This is a genomic window from Thermomonas sp., assembly GCF_029945965.1.
GTDB lineage: Bacteria > Pseudomonadota > Gammaproteobacteria > Xanthomonadales > Xanthomonadaceae > Thermomonas.
Genome location: NZ_JAQSDO010000008.1, coordinates 339093 through 362546 on the forward strand (window position 1 = coordinate 339093; position 23454 = coordinate 362546).

Here is a 23454-nt window from a genome sequence, read left to right on the forward strand (position 1 = left end):
AATTATTTCTTGGGCGCCGCGATTTCCTCAGTGATCGCCGCCTTCACCTTTTCCATCGTGGACACCATCAGCGGCTGCATTTCATGCATGGTCAGGCCCATTATCTGCGGCGATTTTTTCAGGATCGAAGCGCCCTCCGGGCTGGAATAGAACGTGATCATCGCGGTCACTTCGGCCTTGCTGAAAACCTGCGCATAGACCTTGCGCATCACCGGTTCGAGCGTTCTCCACGAGAGCTCCTGCTGGACGATGGTATTGGTCTTGTCGAGCACGGCCTGCATGCGCGTGCGCTGGTCGTCGGAGGCGTCCTTGCCGAAGGAATCGACCACCATCGTCCGCTGCGCATCGGACATCTGCTTCATCATCCCGGCCATCATGGTCTGCATGTCCATGACCTGCAGCAGGCGGTCGATGTCGGCGCTGGAGGCCTGCGTGGATGCGGTTGTGGTGACGGGATTGTCGGCAAGTGCCGGCGTACAGGCGAAGGCAAGGACCGCGGCGAGGGTAAGTCCGGAAAGGCGCATGGCAGGCTCCAGGGGAAAGTGGCGCATCCTCGCAATCCCGGCGGCCATGCGCAACCCGCCTATACAATCAGCGCATGCAAGCCGGGCGCCTGGACATCGACGATGACGAACTGATCGAACGCTTCGTGCGCGCGTCGGGTCCCGGTGGGCAAAACGTCAACAAGGTCGCCACCGCGGTCGAGTTGCGTTTTGATGTGGCGGCATCGCCTTCAATACCGGACGACGTGCGCGCGCGCCTGCTGGCCCGGCGCGACCGACGCATGACACTGGAGGGCGTGTTCGTGATCAATGCGCAGCGCTTCCGTACCCAGGAACGCAACCGCGAGGATGCCCGCGTGCGCCTGGCGCATTTCATCGAAGCCGGCCTGCACGTGCCGAAGACGCGCATCCCCACCAAGCCTTCGCGTGGATCGAAGGAACGGAGGTTGGGCGAAAAACGCGGACGTGCGACGATCAAGCTGGGGCGCGGACAGGATCGCGGGGGACGGGATTGGGACTGAACAGCGAACAGCGCAAGGACGTGGTGCTGGCGTTGCCGCCAAGCGCACCGCGGATGCCACGCAACCGCCTGGTGGAATGGATCGGGCGTACGATCCTGCGGCTGGGCGGCTGGCGCATGGCCGGTGAATTCCCCGACTTGCCGAAATTCGTGCTGATTGCGGCGCCGCATTCGTCCAATTGGGATGGCTTGTGGGGCTTCGCGGTCAAGCTGGGCATGGGCGCCAAGCTGTCGATTCTGGGTAAGGACGCACTTATCAGGACGCCGCTGATTGGGCAGTTGGCGACATGGCAGGGCGTGATCGGGGTGAACCGCAACGCCGCGCATGGCGTGGTCGAGCAGGCGGCAATGGCAATCCGCAAGGCCGACCGGATGTGGTTCACGATTGCCCCTGAAGGCACCCGCAAATTGGTGGAGCGCTGGAAACCGGGGTTCTGGCATATCGCCCGCGCGGCCGGCGTGCCCGTGGTGCCGGCGTACTTCGACTACGCGACCAAAACCCTTGGCATTGGCCCGCCGTTCCAGTTGACCACCAACATGCACGAGGACATCGCGCGCATCCAGCGTTGGTACAAGCCATTCAAGGGCCGTAACCACGACGTGGTGCAGCCCAAGGACTGAGCGCTGTGGGCAGCCGCTTGATACAGGTACATGAAAACAAAAAACCCCGGCAAGCCGGGGTTTATTTTGCGTTTTCGTGAGCAATGGCGCGGCAGTTACAGCGGCTTGCCACCGAACTTGTAGGTGAACTGCAGGTAATAGCTGCGTCCGAAGCTGTCGAACCAGGAGGTGTCGTAGTACGGGTAGTTCGCCCACGTCGGATCCTTTGGCGGCATTTTGTCGAGCAGGTTGTTGACCGTCAGCGAGACCCGGAAGTGGTCGGTAACGTCGTAGCGTGCACCGGCGTTGAAACGCCAGGTGGCCTGCGTCCAGGCATCGTTGTTGTAGTTGGCAACGCGGCCGAGATAGCTGCCGAACAGGCTGGCACCCCAGGCATTCTTGTCCCAGCTCACGCCGACATTGGATTTGGTGCGCGGCAGGGTGGTGTCGCTGAAACTGACATCCAGCATGTTTTCCGTCGGGTCGCCCGGAAATTGCTTGCGGGTATGGCTGCGCGCCCAGTTGTAGTTGCCGGTAAAGCGGAAATCGCCAGCACGTGCGGTTTCCAGGCGGTAGTTGGCAGTGACGTCAATGCCCGAGGTTTGTTCCTGCGCAATATTGATGGGTGCGAAGTGCACGCTGGTGATGTCACCGTTGCCGTCGCGGATGACGCGGGCCCGCGCATCGATGCAGGTGGGCGAGTTGGCATCGACCGGAGCACCCGTGTCGGTCATGCCGAGGCGGCAATTGGCTTCGGTGAGCCGCAGCAATTCGCGGCTCTGTGTCTGCACCTGGTTCATCACGCGGATATCGTAATAGTCCACCGCCATGTCGAAATTGGCGGAAGGCGACCAGACAAAGCCTGTGGTGAACGATTTGCTGGTCTCCACGTCCAGGTTCATGTTGCCGTTGTAGACGTCGAAGGTGGAGACGTCGTAGCTGCCATCGTCGTAGCAATAAGCGTCGGTGGCACCCGGTTCCGCAGTCCGGCATTGGTAGTAGTCGGTGGCGTAGCGGGTGCGATAGTAGTCGGCGCCTGCGAACAGGTAGTGCATGTCGGGCGCCCGGAAGCCGGTGCCGTAGGAGCCGCGCACCAGCAAGGTGTCGAGCGGACGCCATTCCAGGCCCATGCTGTAGGTGAACTTGCCGGGATTCTTGTTGCCGTAGCTGTAGCGGTCGTAACGGCCGGCCAGGCTGGCCTGCAGGGACGCCAGCAGCGGCATGCGCAATTCGCCTGCGGCGCTCCAGTGATCGCGGCTACCGCTGCCATCGCCATAGCGCGGACCGACATAGGCATCTTCGGTCAGGGCAAGTGGGTCGGGGTTGATGCGATAGGACTGGGTGCCCCATTCGATCGCGCCGGCAAAGCCAACATCACCGGCTGGCATCGCGAACAGTGACTGGGTGTTGAAGGTGAGGCTGAGGTTGTCGTTATCGGACTTTGGGCGGAACGTGGACATGGCAGCAATCGATGCGAATTCGGTCGGTGTCAGCGGCTTGAACAGGCGCGTCGGATCCGGGGCATAGATCGCGTAGCCATCAGCGTCATAGCCCAGGCGGTTGCCCAGGAACAGCTGGTTTGCAGCGGCCGCCTTGATGCGTGGCATGCCGACGTCGGCGTTGTACTGGGAATGGTTGTAGCTCGCCTCCCAGTCCCAGTTTTCACCGAAGTAGCCCTTCAGGCCGGTGGTCACCGCCAGCGTCTTTTCGGTGGTGACGTTCATGCGGTTCTTCAGTCCGTCGATTTCCTCGGGCGTGAATTGCCGCGACCAGATCTCGTAGTGACCGGTATTGGCGTTGTAAAACATCTTGTTGCGGTAGTTGTTGGTCGAGTTGGGGTCGTGGAACTCCCAACCCATGTGATCGCTCGCCACGTCGTTGCCGTTGGTGCCGGTCAGCAGCTTGACCTCCTGCCAACCGAGTTGCACATCCGCAAACCAGGACAGTTTGTCGGAGATGCGGTATTCGAATGAGCCATAGGCATTCGCACCTTTGCGCTGGTTCTGGATCGTGCGGTAGGCGATGGCGCGATCGCTTCCACAGTAGGGTTCGCCGTAGCGATCATCGGCCAGCACGGTCGTGCCTTCGTTCAGCCCCGCCATGGCATTGCAGTTATCAGCCGGTGCGATGTTGACGTCGTCGTCCCAGTCATAGAGCTGGGCAGTCAGGCGGGGCAGGCGTCGACGCGTGGTCGGGGCGTCCAGGGTCGAGTCCTGGATGCTGCGCTGGTAGCCCCACAGCGGACGCTTGTCGATCAACTCCAGACCCATGATGCCGGTGAAACCGCCGCGATCAAAACCAGTGGTCAGGGTCAGGTTGTGGGATTCGCCACCACCGCGGCTGGTATCGCCATATCGATAGTCAATCGTGGTGCCGTCGGTGGATTTCTTGAGGATGAAGTTGATCACGCCGGCCATGGCGTCGGAGCCATAGACCGCCGACGCACTGCCGGTGAGGATTTCGACCCGGTCGATCATCCCCAGCGGGATATTGCCGATATCGGTGAAGTTGCTGCGGCTGTTGAGCGGCAGCGGGAAGTCGGCGACGCGGCGGCCGTTGATCAGTACCAGTGTGTGGTTGGGACCAAGGCCACGCAGGTCGACCGCCTGTGCGCCAGGCGTGGACTGGGCGCTGGTGGTGTTCTGCTGGCCCTGCACGCTGCCGCTGTTCTGGCTAAGGGAATGCAGCAGGTCAGGCACGGAGGTGAGGCCGGCGGCCTGGATTTGTTCGGCGGTCACTATCGTGATCGGAGCCGGTCCCTCCGCCTGTGCGCGCGGAATGCGCGAGCCGGTGACTTGCACGGTATCCAGATTGGTGACCGGTGCATCTGCGGCAGCCTGCTGCGTCTGCGTGGCAGCTGCACGGCGTGGAGCTGGCGACGGTGCGACTGGCGGAGTCGAAGGTTGCGGCACGATCAATACCGCACCCGAGGCATCGCGCTGGGCACGGAAGCCGCTGCCTTTCAGCAATTGGTCCAGCCCGGCCTGCGCAGGTAGCTGGCCATGCACGGCGGCGTTGCGAGCACCCTTGAGCTGATCGGCGCGATAGACCAGTTGGGCGCCGGATTGCTGGGCGTAGGCATCCAGCGCGGAGGCCAGATCGCCGGCGGGGATATCGATTTGGATGCTTGCCGATTGCGCCTGCGCGGCCAGTGCCACAGAACAGGCCAAGGACAACAGCAGTACGCGCAAGCTACGGGACGATTTCAAGCGGGTTCCCCAATGCGCCGGCCAAGTGGCGCTTCCTGCTATCAGGACGAACAGACTGGCGAAATCCCCACCACCCGCACGATCATTTCAAGACATCAGGTACGGGATTATCGCGAATGCAGGACGATCTGGTCGGCGGCGTATTCGGCGCGAACCGGGAAACCCTGTTCCAGCAGGCGTACGAAACCTTCCTCGTTGTCCCAGCGGAAGCTGCCGCCGATGCGCAATGCACCGGCTTCGGCATCGCCCATCGCCAACTTGCGCACGTTGTAGCGGTTGAACTCGCTGGCGGCCTCCGCCAGCGGCGTGTCGCGGAAGGCCAGCAGCCCGTCGCGCCAGCCGAGCATGCGTTCGACGTCGGCCAATGGCAGGCTGCGCACCAGTACGTTGCCATCACGCACCAGTGCCACGCTGCCGGCTGGCAGCAAGGCGGAAGGCCCCGGACTGCCGTCATCCGGCTCGGATTCCAGGCGTACCGTGCCTTCGGTGACTACCACCCGCAGGTCTTCGCCGTCGCGGCGCACCGAGAACCGGGTACCCACCGCGATCACGCGATGGCCGTTGGTCGACACCACGAACGGCCGACCCGGATCCTTGGCGACCGCGAAGATCGCCTCGCCACGGAGCAGCGTGACATCGCGTTCGCCGTGCGACAGGCGGATCTCGACCGCGCTATCGCTGGCCAGCGTTGTGCGTGAGCCATCGGCCAACGGCTGCGTCCGGATCTCGCCCATTGCGGTCTGATACGACGCCACATCGACATGCTGGTAGGCACGCCAGCCCAAGCCCGCGAGCAAGACGCAGGTCGCGACCATGGCGAACCCGGCAATGCGCATGCGGTTGGCTGGCTTGTATGCGGCAGCCGAAGGCGCGGCTTGTCTGCCGTTAAATGGCGACGTGTGCCAGCTGCCACGCGGCGGCGGCCCGTCGCCGCGCAGGCCAGCGCCGAGCGCCTGCAAGCGGCCACTCTCGTTCCACGCAGCCTGCAGGCGCAGGAAGGCCACGCGGTGTGCGGTATCGACCTGCAGCCATGCGTCGAGCGCGCCTGCATGGGCATCGGACCAGGCATCGCCATCGCGCTGTGCCAGCCAGCGCGATGCGGCGTGTTCGATGTCCAGGCTGCGCCCGGCTGGCGAGTCAGTCGGCCTGTTGCTGTTCATCGTCAACTTGCCTGCGGATCATGCGCACCGGGCGCGATGCTTCGTCGCCGCTGTACAGGGCGTCGGCGAGCAGGCGCATGCCCTTGGCAATGTGCTTTTCCACGGTTTTCTCGCTGATGCCCAGGCGCACGGCCACTTCCTTTTGCGACAAATCTTCTACACGGCGCAGCCAGACCACTTCGCGGCAGCGATCCGGCAACTGGTCGAAGGCGCCGGCCAGCCGCGACAGCGCTTGCCGACCGCCGCACCAGCGTTCGGGCGTCACGTCATCTACCAAGACGTGCGAAGGCTCGAAATCACCCATCGGCTCGATCGACACCACCCGATTGCGGCGGATCCGGTCGGCCATCAGGTGGCGTGCACTGGCAAACAGGAATGCCTTGGGCTGGGTCGGAAATGCCTTGCCCGCGGCCTCGTAGATGCGCACATAGAGTTCCTGGCGCAAGTCATGGATCTCGTCGCGGTGCCGCCAGGTGCGATGCAAATAACGCAGCAGCGCATCCTCGTGGATGAGGATTTCCTCGGTGAACCAGCGATCAAGCTCGGCCTGCATGCCGGCACCATAGCGCATGATCTGGATTGCCAACGGGGGAAATCACACCGCCGTTCGTCTACTACCGTGGACTGCCACTTGAGGAAGAACGATCGATGATCATGCGACGCGTGGGTTGTTCGATGCTGCTCTCTGCGCTGCTGGCGCTTGCGCCGGCGCTGCCCGCCTTTGCGGCGGACTACGGCCATTACGTGCTCGGCGACACTACGGCGAAGACGCCCGGCAAGGTGCAGCCAGGCTTGCTGCTGATGGGCGGTGGCGACCACAACATGGATGCGATGCACTGGTTCATGAACCATGCCGGCAATGGCCACATCGTCGTGTTGCGTGCATCGCAGGCGGGCGAGATCGGCGAAGAGTTCTACAAGGACGTGGGCGGAATTGCCTCGGTCGAGACCTTTGTGTTCAATGATCGCGACGAAGCCAACGATCCGAAAATCATCGCTGCGCTCACGCACGCGGACGGCATTTTCATCGCCGGCGGTGACCAGTCGCGCTACGTGCGTTATTGGCGTGGCACGCCGGTGGCCAAGGCGCTTGACGAGCATGTGCTTGCTGGCAAGCCGTTAGGCGGCACCAGCGCCGGCCTGGCGATGCTGGGTGACTACCTCTACGGCGCGATGGACGGCGGCAGCCAGACCAGTCCGCGCGGATTGGAGGATCCGCTGGGCAGCGGCAACACGATCGAAACCGACTTCCTGCATCTGGCATCGCTCAAGGGCGTGCTGACCGATACCCACTTCAGTGAGCGTGGGCGGCTTGGCCGCTTGATCAGCTTCGTCGCCAAGGCCGAAACAATGGCTGGCCACCCACTGTTGGGCCTGGGCGTGGACGAAGATGCTGCAGTGGCAGTTTCCGGCGATGGCACCGCCAAGCTGTATGCGACTGCGCCGGGCGCGGGCGCCACCGTGGTGCATGGCGGGTTTGCGCAGAAGCAGGGCGAAGACGAAGCGATGAACCTGGGCCGCGTCGACACGGTGATTGCCGGCGTCGATTCGGTCTTGCACCTGCCCGATGGACGCGTCGAGCGGCCGCTCGCCGAACGCCATTACGCAGTACGCGATGGCGTGCTGGTGGCGATGGATACACCACTGCTGGTGATGCATGGCGGTGCCGGTGTCGAGCCGGGCGACCTGACCGCGGAGGAGGAAGTCGCTGCACGCAAGGTCCTGGAAGCCGCGCTGCGCGCAGGCCATGCACAACTGGCCGCGGGCAAGCCTGCGGTGGACGCAGTAACCGCCGCGATTACCGTGATGGAAGACGCGCCGCAGTTCAACGCCGGTCGCGGCGCGGTGTTCACCCATGACGGCCGCAACGAGATGGATACCTCGCTGATGGATGGCGCCAGCGGCAAGGCCGGCGCGGCGGCCGGCCTGCATCGGGTGAAAAACCCGATCCTGTTGGCGCGCGCGATCATGGACAAGTCCGAGCACGTGATGATGGTCGGCGACGGTGCGGAAATCTTCGCCAAGTCGCAGGGCATCGAGCTGGTAGATCCTTCGTATTTCCGCGTCGAGAAGCGCTGGCAGCAGTTGCAGAAGGCGCTCAAGGAAGAGGCGCAGGCGCAGGCCAGCAACACGCCGCTGGTGCTGCCGGGCAAGGCCTATTTCGGCACCGTTGGCGCGCTCGCGCTGGACGCACAGGGCAACCTGGCTGGCGGCACGTCAACCGGCGGCATGACCAACAAGCGCTATGGCCGCGTGGGCGATTCGCCGATCATTGGTGCTGGCACCTGGGCCGACAAACGCTGCGCGGTGTCCGGCACCGGCTGGGGCGAGTTCTATATCCGCGACGCCGCTGCGCACGAGATCTGCGCGCGCGTGCGCCTGGCCGGCGAGCCGCTGGCAAAGGCTGCCGATCGCGTGATCAATGTCGACATCCCCAAGGCCGGCGGTGACGGTGGTGCAATCGCGCTCGGTGCCGATGGCAGCGTGGCATTCCCGTTCAATACCGGCGGCATGTACCGCGGCTGGATCGGCGCTGATGGCGTGCCGCACGTGGCGATCTACAAGACTGACGCGTTGGTGATGCCCGGGAAGTAAGGCTTGGGCAGGCGTACCGTGGCGCTTCAGCGCTCCGAGTGCCCGCTCTGGTCGTAGTCGCGGCTGGACAGCAACTCAGGCTGGATCAGTTCGACGAACGCGCGTGCCTGCGTGCTCAGGAACTTGCCCTTGCGCATGACCACGCCGTAACTGCGTGACGGGAACCAGCGTGCCAGCGAGCGCGTGGCCAGACGCTGGCGGTCGGCTTCGGTCAGGCAGATCGCCGTAACAATGCTGATGCCGAGCCCCATTGCAACGTATTGCTTGATCACCTCCCAGCCACCGACTTCCAGCGCCACCGTGTACGGCACGCGGTTTTGCTGGAACACCAGGTCGACCAGCCGATACGTGGTCAGTCGCTTGGGCGGCAGGATCAGACCGTAGGGCGACAGATCCTCCAGTTGCAGGTCGCGTTTGGAGGCCAACGGATGGTCCAGCGGCATGATCAGCATCGGCTCGAAGCGATAGATCGGCGCGTAGCTGAGGTCGGCCGGCACATCCAGCATCGAGCCCACCGCCAGGTCCACCGCATCGGAGCGCAGCAAGTCCAGGCCACTCGCCCCGGTGACGTTGTGCAGGCTCAGACGCACGTCCGGCATGCGCTGGCGGAACGCATCCACGATGCCGGGCAGCAGGTACAGGATGGTCGAGCTGCCAGCGGCTACATTGAGCTCCCCGGCGTCCAGCCCGCGCACCTGCTCGCGGAAGCTGGCGGCCAGCCCATCCAGGCCTTCGACCAGCGGACGCGCCATTTCATAAAGCAGGTCGCCCTCGCGGGTTGGGGTCAGGCGCCGGCCGCTGCGTTCAAGTAGTCGCACCCCCAGTTCACGCTCCAGCGCCTGCAATTGCAGGGTTACCGCCGGCTGGCTGAGATACAGCGCCTCGGCCGCACGCGACACCGACCCCAGCCGCGCCACCTGGCAGAACGCCCGCAAGGGCTTCAGGCGGGAGCCTTTGTAGGCGAAGCGAACCTTGCTGGCGGGTGTGTCGGCCATATAGTCTCAATTGATATTAATTTAATTAATACTACGCATTGATAAAACTAGCTTGTCAAATACCACACGCCGATGGATGGTGCACTGCAACGCACTTATCGGGCCCAGCACATGTCGGCAGTCCTTCAATCCACCCCTGATGCCCAGCACGATGCCCAGACTGAGGGAATCCAGCTGACCTTGGAGGCACCGGGCCAGTCGCAGTTGCTGACCCCTGCGGCATTGGCCTTCCTGCGCGACCTGCACCAGCGCTTCGAACCACGCCGCCAAGCGTTGCTGCAGGCCCGCGCGACGCGCCAGGCCAGTTTCGATGCCGGCGTTTCGCCCGATTTCCGTGCAGATACCGCCGCCATCCGTGCCGCCGACTGGAAAGTCGCGCCGATTCCGGCTGCGCTGCAGGACCGCCGGGTCGAGATCACCGGGCCGGTCGATCCGAAGATGGTCATCAATGCGCTCAATTCCGGCGCCAACGTCTACATGGCCGACTTCGAGGACTCGACCTCGCCGACATGGGCCAACCTGATCGAAGGCCAGCATGCGCTGCGCAAGGCGGTCGCCGGCACCCTGGACTGGACCGTGCTTGATGAGAGCCGACCAGACGGGTCCAAGCACTACACGCTCAAGCCCGAAGCCGAACGCGCCGTGCTGTGCGTGCGCCCGCGCGGCTGGCACCTGGATGAAAAGCACGTGCTGGTCGACGGCAATCGAATCTCGGCATCGCTGTTCGATGCGGGCCTGTTCGCCTTCCACAACGCGGCCACGCTGGCAGCCAAGGATCGCGGGCCTTACCTGTACCTGCCCAAGCTGCAGTCGATGGAAGAGGCCGCGCTGTGGGAAGTCTCGCTGGCCCATATCGAGACCGCGCTCGGGCTGGCGCATGGCCAGATCAAGGTCACCGTGCTGATCGAAACCCTGCCAGCCGCGTTCGAGATGGACGAGATCCTGCATGCGCTGCGTGCGCGCATCGTCGGCCTGAACTGCGGGCGCTGGGACTACATCTTTTCCTACATCAAGACCTTCCGCGCGCATCACGACAAGGTGTTGCCGGAGCGCGCGCAGGTGTCGATGACCCAGCCGTTCCTGAAGGCCTATTCGGAATTGTTGATTCGCACCTGCCACCGCCGTGGTGCGCATGCGATGGGCGGCATGGCCGCGCAGATCCCGATCTCCGGTGATGCCGAAGCCAACGACGCGGCGATGGCCCGAGTTCGCGCCGACAAGTTTCGTGAAGTCACCGCCGGCCATGACGGCACCTGGGTCGCGCACCCGGCGCTGATCCCGCTGGCCCGCGAGATCTTCGATGCACGCATGCCCGAAGCGCACCAACAGCACGTGCTGCGCGATGACGTGAAGGTCACCCGCGACGACCTGATCAAGCCGCCGCTGGGCACGATCACGCGGGCCGGCTTCGAAAACAACGTCGAAGTCTGCGTGCGCTACCTGGCCGCATGGCTGGATGGCAGCGGTTGCGTGCCGATCCACTGGCTGATGGAAGACGCCGCCACCGCCGAGATCGCCCGCACCCAACTCTGGCAGTGGATTCACTACGCCGATGACGGTCGTGAGCCGCTGTCTCTGGACGATGAGACACCCGTTGATTCCGCCCTGCTGGATCGCGCCCTGATCAGCCTGCCCGGCAAGCTCCAGGACCGCCTGCGCCTGCCCGGCGCCAGCCGCATCAACGAGGCGATCGGGATGCTCGACCGCCTCACGCACGCCGAGACGCTGGCCGAGTTTCTGACCTTGCCGGCCTACGAACGACTCGATTGAACCTGCTGCCAAAAACACGCAGCTCTCAAACAACACGCCGCTCCCACACAAGGACCACCTGACATGAAGACCACCATGCATTCCGCTGAACAGTTGAAGATGGATTGGGCCAACAATCCGCGCTGGGCAGGCGTGACCCGCAGCTACAGCGCCGAAGACGTGGTGCGCCTGCGCGGCACTGTGCACGTCGAGCATTCGCTGGCCCGGCTGGGCTCGGAAAAGCTGTGGAAGTCGTTGCACAAGGAAGACTTCGTCAACGCGCTCGGCGCGCTGACCGGCAACCAGGCGATGCAGCAGGTCAAGGCCGGCCTGAAGGCGATCTACCTGAGTGGCTGGCAGGTTGCCGCCGATGCGAATGGTGCCGGCGAGATGTACCCCGACCAGTCGCTGTACCCGGTCAACTCGGTGCCGCTGGTGGTCAAGCGCATCAACAATTGCCTGTTGCGCGCGGACCAGCTCAACCACGCCGAAGGCGACGACAGCATCGATTACCTGCAACCGATCGTGGCCGATGCCGAAGCCGGTTTTGGTGGCGTGCTCAATGCCTATGAACTGATGAAGGCGATGATCGAAGCCGGCGCTGCGGGCGTGCATTTCGAGGACCAGCTGGCATCGGTGAAGAAGTGCGGGCACATGGGCGGCAAGGTGCTGGTGCCGACCCGCGAGGCAATCGAGAAGCTCACCGCCGCGCGCCTGGCCGCCGACGTGATGGGCGTGCCGACCTTGATCGTTGCGCGTACCGATGCCGAAGCCGCCGATCTTGTGACCTCGGACGTGGACGACAACGACAAGCCGTTCTGCACCGGCGAGCGCACCGTCGAAGGCTTTTACAAGACCCACAAGGGCCTGGACCAGGCGATCAGTCGTGGTTTGGCGTATGCGCCGTATGCCGACCTGGTCTGGTGCGAAACCGGGAAACCCGACCTGGAATTCGCGCGCAAGTTCGCCGAGGCCATCCACGCCAGGTTCCCGGGCAAGCTGCTGGCCTACAACTGCTCGCCATCGTTCAACTGGAAGAAGAATCTGGACGACGCGACCATTGCCAGCTTCCAGACTGAACTCGGCGCGATGGGCTACAAGTTCCAGTTCATTACCCTGGCCGGCTTCCATGCGCTCAACTACGGTATGTTCGATCTGGCGCATGGCTACGCCCGCCGCCAGATGAGCGCCTTCGTCGAGCTGCAGGAGAAGGAGTTCTCTGCCGCCGACCGTGGCTTCACTGCGGTCAAGCACCAGCGCGAAGTGGGTACCGGTTATTTCGATGCGATCAGCCAGACCATCCAGGGTACGCAGACCTCAACCATGGCGCTCAAGGGTTCCACCGAAGAAGAGCAGTTCCAGGGCGAGCGCGCCGCGGCGTAAGCCGTTTGGACGACCCGCCGGCCGCATGCCGGCGGGTGTTCGCAGGGTTCGTGGTGTATTCGCCTGAATGTCTTTCCCACTCATGCAGACCGGGTCATGCATCGGTCTGCGTTTGCTTTTCCGGTATCCTGCAAAAATCCATGAAATCGGGGCGGGGGAGTGGGCAACGGCGTGGCCGCAATCGCGCAGGCAGCAAATGGCGAGCGAGACATCGACGATCCGAACTCGTCGACGTTGACCTTGGCCGAGTACGCCCTGTTCACCCAGGTCGCGCATCCGCGCCGGGTCGAGGCCGGCGAGTGCCTGTTCCGTCGCGGCGATCTCGGCACCACCATGTACGTGGTCGCGCATGGTGTGGTCGAACTGGACTTCGGCGATGACCTGGTCGGCAAACGCCTGACCACGCGCGAATTCCTCGGTGAACTTGGCCTGCTGATTGGCGACCATGCGCGCAGCGCCGATGCAATGGTGGCTGAAGATGGCGTGGTGCTGGAACTCGGGCGTGCCGAATTCGACGCGCTTGCCCAGCGTGACCCGCAGATGCTGGCGCACTTCCTGCGCCGCGCGATCATGCGCGTGGTGCACAATGAACAAGCCCTGATCGCACGGCTGCGCCGCCGCAACCAGGACCTGGAGACCGCGCTGGACACCCTGCGCGCCACCGCGCACCGGCTCAACCAGACCGAAGTACTGACCCGCACCGATGAACTGACCGGCCTGCTGAACCGCCGCGGTTTCACCGTGGATGTCGACAAGCGCCGCCGCAACAGCAGCCTGGGCGGACTGGCGCTGGTGCTGATCGACTGCGACCGCTTCAAGGACGTCAATGACACCCATGGCCACCTGGCCGGTGACCGCGTGCTGCAAAGCGTGGCCAACCTGTTGCGCGCGGTGGCCGGGCCGGACGACATCGCCTGCCGCATCGGTGGCGACGAGTTCTGCCTGTTGGTGCGCGGTAATCATCGTGAGGAAATGGAGCGCATGGGCGACTACATGCTGGGCAGCGCGCGCATGTTGCAGCGCATGCACAGCAAGCCGCCGCAGATGACCACGCTCAGTATCGGTGCTTGCCTGATCACCGACGACGGCACTTGGGAAGACTGGTACACCAAGGCCGATACCGCGCTGTACCGGGCCAAGCGGCTGGGCGGCAACCGCGTGGAATGGCAGGATTGAGCCGGTGCCAGCGATGACCCTGATCACCGATAAGCCCCAAGTCCGCACCTTGCTGCTGACCGACCTGGTGGATTCCACCAGTTTGGTCGAACGCATCGGCGACACTGCCGCCGCCGAACTGTTCCGCGCGCACGACCGCATGGTGCTGGAACTGCAGCAGCGTTGGCGCGGCCGTTTGATCGACCGCAGCGATGGCTTGTTGCTGATCTTCGAACGGCCCATCGACGGCCTCGGTTTCGCGCTGGATTACGTGCGCGGCCTGCGCGACCTCGGCCGCGAACACAAGCAGCCATTGCAGGCGCGCGCCGGTCTGCATGTGGGCGAAGTGCTGGTGTGGGAAAACAGCGCCGATGCGATCCGCGTCGGCGCCAAGTCACTTGAAGTAGAAGGGTTGGCGAAACCACTCGCCGGTCGCTTGATGTCGTTGGCGCGGCCGGGCCAGATCCTGCTGTCGGCGACTGCCGAACCGCTGGCGCATCGCGCCGCGCGTGAACTCGGCGAGCGCGGCGAACTGCTGGTCTGGAAATCCTATGGACGCTGGCGCTTCAAGGGTGTGCCGGAAGGCCAGGAAGTCTACGAAGTCGGCGAACCCGGCCTGGCCCCGTTGCGCATGCCTTCGCATACGCCCAAGGCCTGGCGCGACCTGCCGTTGTGGCGGCGGCCGGCGGCGCTGGCCGCCGAAGCCATGGTGCTGGCGGCGATGGTTGTCGGCGGCTGGTTCATCACCCAGCCGAAACCGGCAATTGCCTTCGGCGAACGCGACTGGGTGGTGGTCGGCGACTTGCGCAACCTGACCGGCGATGCGCGCCTGGATGATTCGCTGGAACAGGCGTTCCGGATCAGCCTGGAACAGTCGCGCTACGTCAACCTGATCAGCGACCTGAAGATGCGCGAGACCATGCAGCGCATGCAGCGCAAGCCGGAGACGCAGATCGACCGCGCGATTGGTTCCGAGATCGCCATGCGCGATGGTGCGCGCGCACTACTGCTGCCCACCGTGGCCGAAGTCGGCGGGCGCCTGCGGGTCAGCGCGGAAGTGATCGATCCGCGCACCCAGACCACGGTGTACGCGATATCGGCCGATGGAAAAGGAATCGAATCCGCGCTGGCCTCGATCGATGACGTCACTGGTCAGCTGCGCGAGAAGCTTGGCGAGGCCATGCACAACGTGCAGAAGACCTCGGTGCCGCTGCCCAATGTCAGCACGCCCAGTCTTGATGCATTGAAGGCATTTGCGGTGGCGCGCAACGTGTACTACACGACCCGCGATCGCGAGCAGGCGCTTGGCCTGTACCGGCGCGCCCTGCAGCTCGATCCGCAATTCGCCCTGGCGCACGCGGACATGGCGCGCATGTTTGCGAGTTTCGGGCAAGTCGAGGCTGCCATGACGGAATGGCGTGCAGCGCTTGCGATGCGCGGACGCCTGTCGCCGCAGGAAACCATGCGGATCGACTTGCTGCTCCAGCAGTACACGGTTCCGAACGCCTATTTCCCCAAAGTCGACGAATACCTGGCCATCTACCCGGATGATGAGCAAGTCATCGCGCGCTCTGGCAGCAACTTGTGGCACCAGCGCAATGATTTCCGCGCCGCCGAGGCGCGGTTTCGCCAGGCCCTCAATCCGGCCTTCGCGAACCAGGGCAGCGTCAACTACAGCCTGGGGATCGTGCTGCTGGGTCAGGAGCGTGTCGATGATGCGCTGGCCGCATTCCGCAGGTCGCGCGAATTGGGTTTCAGCGGTGCCGGCGAGTACTACGCGCGCGCCTACGACGCACAGGGCAGGCATGCCGACGCCGACAAAACCTACCTTGGAGGCACCGGTGGTCGCGACGGTTGGCAGGGTGAAAGCGCGGTGACGACCTGGATCGACCGCGGCCAACCACAGCAGGCGGCCAAGGCAGCTGATGCCTGGCTGGCCAAGGCTATCAAGGACGCGGACGTGCTCGAAACGCAGCGCGCGCGCGCTGCGATCGCCAGTCTGTCGGCGCTGGCTGGCAGCGGCAATGCCGCCGGTGTCGTGAAAAAGCTGTTGTTGGCGAGCCGTAAGCAGGCGCAGGAAACCGATGCGATCTATCCGACGATGTCGGTCGATTTGGAGTTGTATGCCGGCTTGTTGGCCGCGCATGCCGGTGATCGCGCGCTGCTTGCGGACGCGCTGCGCAGCGTGCAGGACAGCGCGGTGGTGCACGACTTCCCGACTGTTGGCCAGTTGAACGCAGTGCTGCTGGCCGAGCAGGAGCGACTGGCGGGCAATGTCGATGCGGCGCTGCAGCGCTTGCGCCCGTTGGCCAAGCAGGATGTTTCCTTGGTGGCCGTGCACTGGGCGTTGATGCGTGCGGAACGATCTGCTGGCAACGCGGCCGCGGCCACGGCGCAGTCACGTTGGCTTGCCACCCATCGCGGGCGCGTGTTTACCGAGAACACGACCAGTGACGTGCTGCGATTCTTCAACGTCTGGGTGTCGCGGGAGGCGTTGCTGGCGACGCCTGCAACAACGGCATCGCGCTGAGCAAGAACCGCGCGGCAGGTAGTGCCGCGCGGATGTGGAGACTCAGTCTGCGCTGAAGTCCTTCGCGCACATGAAGCTGACAGGCACCTTCAATGCGCTTTCGAGCTTGATGCGATCGCGTGCGATCTTGGCTTTGGGCGCGATGCTGTCGGTGGCCTGCAGCTGCATGCACTCACCCACCGACGACGTGCCCGCATCGGGCCTGTAGCCGACTTGGGCCAGCGCCGCGTGTGCATCCTTCTTGAACAGCCGCCGGAAATCGTTGTCGGTGGACAGCTTGTCGAGCAACTTCTTGGTGACTTTCGGATCCAGCGGCGCCGGCTTGGCACCCTTCTTCGTGGCCATAGAGCATTCCCCCTTTAGCGATTGATGGGCACAACAGCTGCGACGCTACCCTTGTCTATGATTGGCGGCAAGCGCCAAGATCACGTTTTGGCCGGGATTGATGCATGCGGATTAGGCGATGTGCGGCGCTTTGGTTGGAGCCCCGCGAGGAAACCCGTTTCGAACTCGATGTACTGCTTGCGGGCGGCACCGGTGTGGTCAGCAGCATGCAGTGGTTCGCGCATGTGCCGCAATTGGATACTCCGGTGGAAGTGGATGTTGACGACGTCACTCTGCTGGGCGAGCTGAGCCCGCTCGATTGGGTCGCGGCCACGCCATTGCGTGCGCGCCATGGCGTGGCGCGCGTGCGGCGCCTGCTGCAGGCCGGCGTGCTGGTGGGCAGCACAAAGGCGTGGACAGCAGGTCGCGAGCTCGACACTCGTCTTCGCGACATGCATTGGCATGGCCTTTCCGCGGTGTGTCATGCGCGTTCGCGCTGGGAAAGTGTTGATGCCGCCGGCGAAGTGGAGGAGGCAGGCCTGCATAATGCCGAAGGCCTGCGCCAGGCTTATGGCGTGCCACCGCCGATGCTGCACACACGTCCCGATGGTGGCGCATGCACCGCGTTGCCGAAGATGCCGCGCAATGCGTTTGATCAGTTGCTCGATGCGCGCGCGAGCTGTCGCAATTTCGATGCGGGCAAGATGCTGCCGCTTGGGCAGTTGGCCCAGGTGCTGGAGCGCGCATTCGCAGAACGTGGCCGGGTCCGCGGTGCGGACGATTTCGATGTGCTCAAGCGGACCAGTCCTTCCGGCGGCGCATTGCATCCCACCGAGTGCTATCTGATCGCACGCAAGGTCGAGGGCTTGGCATCCGGCATCTACCACTACCGCCCCGGTGAACATGCGCTGCAGGCCTTGCCGCTGGATGAGGAACAGGTGCTCGCAGGCGCGGGAAAGCATGCGGCCGCCGAAGGCATGAGTGCCTTAGACTACCTGGCCTGGATTGCGGTGGGCGGGCAGCCATACTTCGCCGACGCACATGCGCTCTGCGTACTGGCGCCGCGGTTCGAGCGTAATTTCTGGAAGTACCGCAATCACTCCAAGGCTTATCGGGTGTGCATCCTGGACGTCGGCCACCTCTCGCAAACGCTGTTGCTCAGCGCGACCGAACAGGGGCTAGGCAGCTATGTCACAGCCGCGATCAACGAAGCCGACATCGAGCGCGCATTTGGATTGACTGCCTGGCTCGATGGAGCGCTGGCGGTTTGCGGCATCGGCCCGCGCGCGGGACAAATGGAAACATACGAACTGGATCCGAACCAGACGGTGTGGTCGCGCTCCGGAAAGACTGTGGCCTGAACTCAGGCCGCCGCGCGCGGCAGGCTGCGCTCCAGTCGCCGATAGCCAATCGCTTCGGTCAGGTGCTGTGTACGAATGGTCTCGCTGCCGGCAAGATCGGCAATCGTGCGCGCTACCCGCAAAATCCGGTGCAGTGAACGGGCCGACAGCTGCAGGCTTTCAACCGCGCGTTCCAGCAGGGCGCAATCGCCCGAGGTCAACACGCACCATGCGTTGGTCTGTGCCTGGTCCATGCGTGCATTGGTCGCGCCGCGCACCTCTTGCAGCCCGCGCGCGCGGATCACGCGTTCGCGCACCACCGCACTACTCTCGCTGGGAATCGCATCGCTGCGCAGCAGGCTTGGCGCCAGTCGCGGCACTTCCACATGCAGGTCGATGCGCTCCAGCAACGGGCCGGAAATGCGCGCGCGATAGCGGCGAATCATTTCGTCATTGCACAGGCAGCGACCGGAGGGATCACCGGCCCATCCACAGGGGCAGGGATTCATCGCCGCAACTAACTGGAAGCGCGCCGGGAATTCGCATTGGCGGGCCGCGCGCGAGATCGTGACGCTGCCCGATTCCAGCGGCTCGCGCAGCACTTCCAGCGCATGCCGGCTCCATTCGGGCAATTCATCAAGGAACAGCACGCCGTGGTGTGCCAGCGAGATCTCGCCGGGGCGTGGATCGGCGCCACCACCAACCAGCGCCACTGCGCTTGCGGTGTGATGCGGATTGCGGAACGGGCGCTGGCGCCAGCGCGCCGGGTCCAGGCCATGACCGCTGACCGAACGAATGATCGCCGACTCCAAGGCTTCAGTATCGCCGGCTTCCGGCAGGATCCCGCACAGGCGCGAGGCCAGTAACGTCTTGCCACTACCGGGCGGCCCGATAAAAAGTAGATGGTGCGCACCTGCAGCAGCGATCTCCAGCGCACGCCGCGCCTGCGTTTGCCCGCGCACATCAACCAGGTCCGGCTGCCGCGCGGGCACGTACTGCCTCGGCTGCGCGCGTGGCAATTCCTTGCGGCCGTCGAGCGCGGCGCAGACTTCCAGCAGGGTCCGCGCGGTGCGCACCTCGACATCGGTGGCAAGTGCGGCTTCAAACCCGTTGGCCGGCGCTACCAGCACTTTCCGCTGCGCTTGACCCGCGGCGACGGCAGCCGCCAGCACGCCATCGACTGCGCGGATCTCGCCGGTCAGCGCGAGTTCGCCGAGGAATTCCCAGCCATCCAGCGCCTCGTTCGACAGTTGCCCGCTGGCGGCCAGGATACCGAGCGCGATTGCCAGGTCGAAACGCCCGCCGTTCTTCGGCAGGTCGGCGGGCGCAAGATTAATCGTGATGCGTCGCGCGGGAAATTCGAACTGCGCACACAGGATGGCCGCGCGCACACGATCCTTGGCTTCGCGCACCGCCGCTTCCGGCAACCCGACAATCGACATCGCCGGCAGCCCGCCAGCCATGTGCACCTCGACCCGGACTTCAGGCGCATGCACGCCCACCCGCGCACGTGAGTGCACGATCGCAAGACCCATGGCGGCGGCCTCAGTGCGAGGAGGGTGGCGTGGTGTTGCCTGCCGTGCCGGTCAGCTCGACCAGGCTGCGTTCAAGCGCTTCGAGCTTCTCGCGGGTCCGCGCCAGTACTGCGCGCTGGACCTCGAATTCCTCGCGAGTGACCAGGTCGAGCTTGCCCAGTCCGGTCTGCAGCACCGACTTGAAGTTCTGCTGCAATTCTTCGCGCAGCTCCAAAGAAGCATCACCGCGCAAGCCAGGTGGCACCAGGCTGCTGAGGCGGCGGGCGAGTTCGTCGAGTTGGGCGAGGTCAATCATGCGGTTGGGATTCATGCTGGGTCTCCTGCGGGTGGTGCAAGCGTGCGCGGTGGCAGGGCAAACCGCTGTCGGTGCAGATTGTGTTGCGGGGTAGGGGAACTGCTCATTCGGGACACTGATCCGAACCAACCCCGTTGACGGCATCCGCATCGCAATCCACGTGACCACGAGTATGCACGCAGGCCACGGTGGCAGGCTATGCTCGTGGTATCCCAGCAGGAGACCGCCTAATGAAAATGGTCATGGCGATCATCAAGCCATTCAAGCTCGACGACGTCCGCGAAGCGCTTGCCGAGGCCGGCGTGGCCGGCATCACCGCGACCGAGGTCAAGGGCTTCGGTCGCCAGAAAGGCCATACCGAGTTGTATCGCGGCGCCGAATACGTGGTCGACTTCCTGCCCAAGATAAAACTCGAGGTGGCGGTGACCGACGACCAGGTGGACGTGGTGACCGAGGCGATCATGCGCACTGCCGGCACCGGCAAGATTGGCGATGGCAAGATTTTCGTCTGGGATCTTGAACGCGTGGTGCGCATCCGCACCGGTGAACTGGACGGCGACGCCCTGTAGGGCGGGCGTCGGGCGGGCCAAGACCCGCCAGGCGAATCAGGTCTCGGTACGATCCCGGCCGCGCTGCTTGGCGCGATACAAGGCGGCATCAGCGTTGGCGAACAGATCCTCGCGGGTCTCGCCCTGCTTGTGGCTGGCCGCACCGATGCTGACGCTGACCTGCAAGGCCGGGTCGATGTTGTCGAAGCGCAGCGCATGGGTTGCTTCGCGCAGGCGTGAAGCAACCAGCAATGCCTGTTCCAGCGCCGTGTCCGGGCAGACCACCACGAACTCCTCGCCACCGATCCGGCCCAGTGGGTCGCGGCCGCGCAACTGCGCGTGCCAGGTGGCGGCGGTTTCGCGCAGGACCCGGTCGCCGGCGGCATGCCCATAGCGGTCGTTGATCGCCTTGAAATGGTCCAGGTCGAGCATCAGCAGGGACAGTGGGGTATCCGTGCGGGTGGACATGGCAATCGCTTGCTCGGCTTCGTGTTCGATGCCGATGCGGCTGCCCACGTTGGTCAGTGGGTCGGTCATCGTCAAACTGCGTAGCCGGCGCGATTTCTTCCATTGGCGCAACGCCAATGAAGAGAGCAGGGCAACGAACAATGCCGCCAGCACCAGGCTCAAGGCCTGCCAATGGCGGGCCTGTTCCAGCGCGACCACCTGCAGCTCCTTGGCCTGCGCATCCGCGCGCAGTTGCCGGTTTTCGAAGTCTCGCCTGCGGATTTCATATTCGTATTCCAGCATGCGGCTCTGTTCCAGCCGCATCTTGCCCTGCAGCTTCATCTGCAGGTCGGTGTAGCGCTTGTAGTCCTCCAGCGCGGTGTCGGCATGCCCCAGCGCCTCCTGGCTGGCGGCCCGCAGCTTGTAGATCTCAGCCAGGTAGCGGTCGTTGCCATTGCGCTTGACCAGCGGCAAAGCCATTTCGTAGTGCGCGAGCGCGGCAGCGTGCTCGCCCTGCCTGGCCAGGGCCTGGCCGGTCAGGATCAGCAACATGTCATTGCTGGAGGTGTTCTTCTCCTTGATGAATCCCGCCCTGGCCTGGGCAAGGGTGTCCAGGGCCGTATCGGGTTCGCCAAGAGTGATCTGGGTGCTGGCCAGGCCCAGGCGTGCGCTGTTCACGCTATTGGGGTCGACGTGCTTGCTTGCGATATGAATCGCTTGCAGGAATGCGGCCTGCGCCTTGTCCGGCGCGCCGGATTCGGCATGCAGGAAGCCCAGCTGGATGTAATTTGTGGCCAGGGTTTCCCAATTCTGCTGGTCCTGCAGCCGTGAGATGGCGCTGGTGAAATAGCGCTCTGCCTGCACGAAATCCCCCACCCGCCGGTAGCCAACGGCGATGCTGAACATCAGTGGTTCGATTTCATGGTCGATGCCGGCAGCGCGGTAGGCGGCGCGCGAGCGCTGGAAATCGATCATGGCGCGGGCCTGCTCGCCGAGCAGGGACAGGGTGTCGCCGCGCATCTCCAGCGTTTCGGCCAGCAGTTGCTGCTCGGGGCTGTCCGCGAGCAGGGTCACCACCTTGTCGTATTCCGGCAGGCCGCGCTGGTTACCGCTGATCAGCATGATGTAGTCGGCGCGGCACAGCATCGCGCGCGCCTCGGAGGCGACATCGTGCAGGTCACGGGCCCGCTTCAACGCATCATCGGAATAGGCCAGCCCGCGCTTCGGTTCCCTCCAGATGCGGGATCCGCAATACACGGAACGTAAACGTACCTCGCGCGCCTGGTCGCCAGCTGGCAGCAGCGCTTGCAGGCGCTCCAGGTAGCCTTCATACGCGACGCTGCTGGCCTCCATCGAGGTCGGCCCAACCACTTTCTGGAAGGTTTCGTCGAAGGCGGCTTCGCGGGTGGCGGCAGGTTCGACTGCCCCGCCGCGCAGCGGAACGCTGGCAGGCGTTGCAAATGGCCACGCGCATAACGCGGCCAGTAGCACAGCCTTCCACGGGTTTTGATGCCGCCTCACGGGGCTCCAGTCGTCACATTCAACCCGACACCTTAGCGGGCTGGTAGGTGGGCTTCCGTGAGCGTGGTCGCAGTTCCGGGTCCGTGGGAGCCTGAATGGGCCTACTCAGCCCGCCAACGCCGCGGCCACGAACGGTGGCAGCACTTGCGCACCCTTGTGCATGTCAGCGCTGTAGTACAGCGTCGCGAACGATTTGGCGCGCGCGTCAGCTTCGCGGAAATCGAAATTACCGGACTTTTTCGCCATCGTGCAGCTCCACCAGCCGGTCGGATAGCAAGGCTGAGGGAACGGCAGGGTCTGGAAGCTGGCGAAACCGGCCTTGCCCATTTCGACACGCATCGCCTTGATCAAATCCAGCAATACCAGCGGCGATTCCGACTGCTGTACCAGGATGCCGTCGTCTTTCAGCGCGCTATGGCAGCTGGCGAAGAACGACGCATTGAACAGGCCTTCGGCCGGACCGACCGGGTCGGTGGAATCCACGATCACGAGGTCCACGCTGTCGGGCTCGCAATTGGCCATGTACGCGATGCCATCGTCGAACAGCAGTTCGGCGCGCGGGTCGTGGTTGGATTCGCACAGCTCCGGGAAATATTTCTCGGCCATGCGTGTGACCTGTTCATCGATGTCGCATTGGGTGGCAGACAGGACGCCCGGATGCCGTAGCACTTCACGCAACGTGCCGCAGTCGCCACCGCCAATGATCACCACGCGCTTCGGATCTGCGTGGGTGAACAGGGCGGGGTGCGCCATCATCTCGTGATAGAAAAAATTGTCGCGCGTGGTCAGCATCATCGCGCCATCGATCAACATCAGGTTGCCCCAATCAGTCGACTCGTAGATCTCGATGAACTGGAACGGCGACTGCACTTCATCTAGCTTGCGCGTGATGCGGTAACCGATCGACGAGCCGGCCTTGTCGAAGTTTTCATGCAGCCAAGTCGGTTCGGTCATGTGCAGCTCCGGGCAATTCGTGGGGGTTGTAGAGCGGGTCTTGACCCGCTGCAGTGCAGTCGCGTGGCCCCATTTTCGCACGGTGGGAACA

The 23454-nt window shown here is 64.1% G+C and carries 19 protein-coding genes and 1 pseudogene; 10 read left to right on the forward strand and 10 right to left on the reverse strand.

Annotation, left to right across the window (positions count from 1 at the left end):
• Positions 1-2: 2 nt before the first annotated feature.
• Positions 3-524 (reverse strand): DUF2059 domain-containing protein, encoded by a 522-nt coding sequence (locus tag PSV05_RS04585; RefSeq protein ID WP_300062118.1) that lies wholly within the window; start codon positions 522-524, stop codon positions 3-5.
• A gap of 74 nt (positions 525-598) precedes the next feature.
• Here PSV05_RS04585 and arfB point away from each other — a divergent pair, with 74 nt between their 5' ends.
• Both arfB and PSV05_RS04595 read left to right on the forward strand, forming a co-directional pair.
• Entirely contained in the window at positions 599-1024 is a 426-nt protein-coding gene (arfB, locus tag PSV05_RS04590) for an alternative ribosome rescue aminoacyl-tRNA hydrolase ArfB (protein ID WP_300062121.1), read from the forward strand.
• Positions 1025-1077: 53 nt separating this feature from the next.
• Positions 1078-1644, forward strand: a complete 567-nt coding sequence (locus tag PSV05_RS04595) for a 1-acyl-sn-glycerol-3-phosphate acyltransferase (protein WP_300062279.1) — start codon at positions 1078-1080, stop codon at positions 1642-1644.
• Between the two features lie 95 nt (positions 1645-1739).
• On the opposite strand, the gene PSV05_RS04600 is transcribed toward PSV05_RS04595, so the two are convergent.
• The 3 genes from PSV05_RS04600 to PSV05_RS04610 form a co-directional block, all read right to left on the reverse strand.
• Positions 1740-4832 (reverse strand): TonB-dependent receptor, encoded by a 3093-nt coding sequence (locus PSV05_RS04600; RefSeq protein ID WP_300062124.1) that lies wholly within the window; start codon positions 4830-4832, stop codon positions 1740-1742.
• Positions 4833-4939: 107 nt separating this feature from the next.
• Positions 4940-5992: a FecR domain-containing protein gene (locus PSV05_RS04605; protein ID WP_300062127.1), complete on the reverse strand. Its 1053-nt coding sequence runs from the start codon at positions 5990-5992 to the stop codon at positions 4940-4942.
• Positions 5970-6545, reverse strand: coding sequence for a sigma-70 family RNA polymerase sigma factor (locus PSV05_RS04610; protein ID WP_345782235.1), 576 nt, complete (start codon positions 6543-6545; stop codon positions 5970-5972). The genes PSV05_RS04605 and PSV05_RS04610 overlap by 23 nt, the downstream gene beginning before the upstream one ends.
• A 290-nt stretch (positions 6546-6835) precedes the next feature.
• On the opposite strand from PSV05_RS04610, the pseudogene PSV05_RS15075 reads away from it, so the two are divergent.
• Both PSV05_RS15075 and PSV05_RS04620 read left to right on the forward strand, forming a co-directional pair.
• Positions 6836-7156 (forward strand): annotated as a pseudogene (locus tag PSV05_RS15075) (Type 1 glutamine amidotransferase-like domain-containing protein); the annotation flags it as partial.
• A 468-nt stretch (positions 7157-7624) separates the two neighbouring features.
• Positions 7625-8587 carry an isoaspartyl peptidase/L-asparaginase gene (locus tag PSV05_RS04620; RefSeq protein WP_300062282.1) on the forward strand — a complete coding sequence of 321 codons (963 nt, stop codon included), beginning with the start codon at positions 7625-7627 and terminating at the stop codon, positions 8585-8587.
• A gap of 26 nt (positions 8588-8613) precedes the next feature.
• Here PSV05_RS04620 and PSV05_RS04625 read toward each other — a convergent pair whose 3' ends face one another.
• Complete coding sequence (locus PSV05_RS04625) at positions 8614-9582, reverse strand: LysR family transcriptional regulator (RefSeq protein WP_300062133.1); 969 nt, start codon at positions 9580-9582, stop codon at positions 8614-8616.
• A 111-nt stretch (positions 9583-9693) separates the two neighbouring features.
• On the opposite strand from PSV05_RS04625, the gene aceB reads away from it, so the two are divergent.
• The 4 genes from aceB (at position 9694) to PSV05_RS04645 (ending at position 16399) form a co-directional block, all read left to right on the forward strand.
• A complete protein-coding gene (gene aceB, locus PSV05_RS04630) occupies positions 9694-11352 on the forward strand; it encodes a malate synthase A (protein WP_300062136.1) in 1659 nt (552 codons plus the stop codon).
• A 63-nt stretch (positions 11353-11415) separates the two neighbouring features.
• Positions 11416-12714 carry an isocitrate lyase gene (aceA, locus tag PSV05_RS04635; RefSeq protein WP_300062138.1) on the forward strand — a complete coding sequence of 433 codons (1299 nt, stop codon included), beginning with the start codon at positions 11416-11418 and terminating at the stop codon, positions 12712-12714.
• A 171-nt stretch (positions 12715-12885) separates the two neighbouring features.
• Positions 12886-13890, forward strand: a complete 1005-nt coding sequence (locus PSV05_RS04640; protein WP_300062141.1) for a diguanylate cyclase — start codon at positions 12886-12888, stop codon at positions 13888-13890.
• A 13-nt stretch (positions 13891-13903) separates the two neighbouring features.
• Positions 13904-16399, forward strand: a complete 2496-nt coding sequence (locus PSV05_RS04645) for a putative peptide modification system cyclase (RefSeq protein ID WP_300062145.1) — start codon at positions 13904-13906, stop codon at positions 16397-16399.
• 42 nt (positions 16400-16441) lie between these two features.
• Here PSV05_RS04645 and PSV05_RS04650 read toward each other — a convergent pair whose 3' ends face one another.
• Positions 16442-16744: an NHLP-related RiPP peptide gene (locus tag PSV05_RS04650; protein ID WP_300062147.1), complete on the reverse strand. Its 303-nt coding sequence runs from the start codon at positions 16742-16744 to the stop codon at positions 16442-16444.
• Positions 16745-16848: 104 nt separating this feature from the next.
• Between PSV05_RS04650 and PSV05_RS04655 the strand changes: the two genes are divergently transcribed.
• Entirely contained in the window at positions 16849-18084 is a 1236-nt protein-coding gene (locus PSV05_RS04655; protein ID WP_300062150.1) for a putative peptide maturation dehydrogenase, read from the forward strand.
• A 2-nt stretch (positions 18085-18086) separates the two neighbouring features.
• On the opposite strand, the gene PSV05_RS04660 is transcribed toward PSV05_RS04655, so the two are convergent.
• Both PSV05_RS04660 and PSV05_RS04665 read right to left on the reverse strand, forming a co-directional pair.
• On the reverse strand, positions 18087-19598 hold the full coding sequence (locus PSV05_RS04660) for a YifB family Mg chelatase-like AAA ATPase (RefSeq protein ID WP_300062153.1): 1512 nt from the start codon (positions 19596-19598) through the stop codon (positions 18087-18089).
• A gap of 10 nt (positions 19599-19608) precedes the next feature.
• Positions 19609-19893, reverse strand: a complete 285-nt coding sequence (locus tag PSV05_RS04665; RefSeq protein ID WP_300062285.1) for an accessory factor UbiK family protein — start codon at positions 19891-19893, stop codon at positions 19609-19611.
• Positions 19894-20123: 230 nt separating this feature from the next.
• Here PSV05_RS04665 and PSV05_RS04670 point away from each other — a divergent pair, with 230 nt between their 5' ends.
• A complete protein-coding gene (locus PSV05_RS04670) occupies positions 20124-20462 on the forward strand; it encodes a P-II family nitrogen regulator (protein ID WP_300062155.1) in 339 nt (112 codons plus the stop codon).
• 36 nt (positions 20463-20498) lie between these two features.
• On the opposite strand, the gene PSV05_RS04675 is transcribed toward PSV05_RS04670, so the two are convergent.
• Both PSV05_RS04675 and speE read right to left on the reverse strand, forming a co-directional pair.
• Positions 20499-22409 carry a diguanylate cyclase gene (locus PSV05_RS04675; RefSeq protein WP_300062158.1) on the reverse strand — a complete coding sequence of 637 codons (1911 nt, stop codon included), beginning with the start codon at positions 22407-22409 and terminating at the stop codon, positions 20499-20501.
• Positions 22410-22514: 105 nt separating this feature from the next.
• A complete protein-coding gene (gene speE, locus PSV05_RS04680; protein WP_300062161.1) occupies positions 22515-23363 on the reverse strand; it encodes a polyamine aminopropyltransferase in 849 nt (282 codons plus the stop codon).
• Between the last annotated feature and the right edge of the window lie 91 nt (positions 23364-23454).